The organism is Protofrankia sp. Cj3 (genome assembly GCF_917627355.1).
Taxonomy (GTDB): domain Bacteria; phylum Actinomycetota; class Actinomycetes; order Frankiales; family Frankiaceae; genus Protofrankia.
In genome coordinates this window covers 1-1799 of sequence record NZ_CAKJTR010000333.1, presented here as the reverse complement: position 1 = coordinate 1799, position 1799 = coordinate 1, and the positions used below count along the sequence as shown (strand labels likewise).

Below are 1799 nucleotides of genomic sequence, written 5' to 3'. Positions count from 1 at the left end.
GCTGCCCGTTGTCGGCCCCTCGGGGTGCGGGAAGTCGTCACTGGTCCGGGCCGGGCTGGCGCCGTTGCTGGATGCCGATCCGGACTGGCTGGTGCTGGCGCCGCTGGTGCCGGCGGCCAGCCCGAACACTGATCCGGGCGTGGAACTGGTCTGGCTGTTGACCTCCGCCGGTCGCGCGCGTGGCCTGCTCTGGACGGCCAGCGAGGTCGCTGACACCATCGGTCGGCCAGGAGGCATCACTCGCCTGGTTGCCGATCTCCTCGCCGCGGGGTCGGCCCGTTATCTCCTGATTATTGTGGATCAGGCAGAAGAGCTTCTGACCCGTACCGCCGACACCGAATGCCGACGGTTCGTGACGGTGTTGCTGGAGGCCACCGGAGGGCCAGTACGCGCCGTGGCGACCATCCGGTCGGACTATCTCGACCCGCTGAGGGGACTCGCGAAGGACATCGGCTTGCCCATCGGGGATCCGTTCCGGGTCACACCGCTGGAACCGGAGATGCTGCAACAGGTCATCACCAGGCCGGCGCGCCGGGCCGGCATCACCGTTGACGAGGACCTGTGCAGACGTCTGGTCGCCGACACCGGCAGCGGGGAGGCGCTTCCCCTGCTTGCCTTCGTCCTGGCTGAACTGGCTGAGGGGGTCAAGCGGGGCGGTGCCCTGTCCGGCGACCTGTACGACCGTCTCGGCGGTGTGCAAGGAGCTCTCGCGCGGCAGGCCGACGCGGCCCTGGCCGCGGCTACCACTGCCACCGGACGCGGCGAGGCCGAGGTGCTGGCTGGTCTGGCGCGGCTGGTCACCGTCGATGAGAACAGTCAGGCCAGCCGCTGCCGCGCCTACCTTGACGAGCTGCCTGAGCAGGTCCGGACCGAGCTGAACGCGTTCGTCGAACGCCGGCTGCTCACCATCCACGCGGACGATACCCGCGGCGAGGCCAGCCGGCAGGCCATCGACCTTGCCCATGAGAAGATTCTCACCGCCTGGGCGCCCCTCGCCAATGCCGTCGCCACCGCGACCGACCGACTGCGGCAGGCCGCGCAGGCACGCGCCGCCGCCGAGGAATGGCGGCGGGAAGGAGAGCCCGCGAGCCACCTGTGGAGTCTCCCCCGGGCATCCGACGCCGAGGCCATGCTGGATACGCACGAGATCACCGCGACCGTCCGCGCGTTTCTCGCCTCCAGCCGCCGCCAGGGCCGAAACCGCCGTCGGCGTGCTGGCGCGGTACTGGTCACGCTCATGCTTCTCGTCACCGTCGGCGGTCTCATCGCCACCTATCAGTGGATCGACGCCAGCAGGCAGCGGCACGAGGCGCTTCGCCAGCAGAAGCTCGCCGTTGCCCGTGCGCTCATCACCCAGGCCGACCAACTGCGCACCCGTGACCCGGTTACCGCGCTCCAGCTCAGCATCGAGGCGTACACCATCGATCCGGGGCTGCCGGAGGCCCGCGGCAGCCTGCTGTCAGCGCAGGCCGGCTACAGCGGTACAACGCTGGCACCGCCCGGGGGAACGGTGCACGGGCTCGCCTTCCGCGCTGGTGGTGCCATGCTGGCCACGGCCGAGCACGACGGTGAGATCTGCCTGTGGGCCATGCCCGACCGGAAGATGATCAGATGCATCAGCGCGACGGGAGGCGCCGTCTACGCGGTGGCTTTCAGCCCGGACGGGAACGTACTCGCGGGGGCCGGCCCCGACGGCATCTGGCTGTGGAACACCCAGACGTGGCAGCGCACCGCGACGCTTCAGGACGCGGTCGGCCCGAACGGCATCGCGTTCACCGCCGACAGCCACGCTCTTGTCG

At 70.2% G+C, this 1799-nt stretch carries 1 protein-coding gene; it reads left to right on the top strand.

Translation table 11 applies throughout. From position 1 onward, the window contains the following. Positions 1-1799 (top strand): WD40 repeat domain-containing protein (locus MJ783_RS23260; RefSeq protein WP_370651796.1); only part of this gene is annotated, 1799 nt, incomplete at both ends.